The sequence below is a fragment of the Duganella flavida genome (assembly GCF_009857445.1).
Classification (GTDB): Bacteria; Pseudomonadota; Gammaproteobacteria; order Burkholderiales; family Burkholderiaceae_D; genus Rugamonas; species Rugamonas flavida.
The window spans coordinates 1-255 of sequence record NZ_WWCN01000077.1 but is presented as its reverse complement, the minus strand read 5'-3'; the positions used below and the strand labels follow the sequence as shown (position 1 = coordinate 255).

Annotated in this window: 1 rRNA gene; it reads right to left on the bottom strand. The window is 52.9% G+C overall.

Going from position 1 to position 255, the window contains the following annotated elements:
* Window positions 1–255 (bottom strand): 16S ribosomal RNA (locus GTP46_RS29280); the annotation flags it as partial.

The window sequence follows — 255 nt, the reverse complement described above, 5'->3', positions numbered from 1 at the left end:
CGGTTTGTCACCGGCAGTCTCATTAGAGTGCTCTTGCGTAGCAACTAATGACAAGGGTTGCGCTCGTTGCGGGACTTAACCCAACATCTCACGACACGAGCTGACGACAGCCATGCAGCACCTGTGTGCAAGTTCTCTTTCGAGCACCCTCCAATCTCTCGGAGGTTCTTGCCATGTCAAGGGTAGGTAAGGTTTTTCGCGTTGCATCGAATTAATCCACATCATCCACCGCTTGTGCGGGTCCCCGTCAATTCC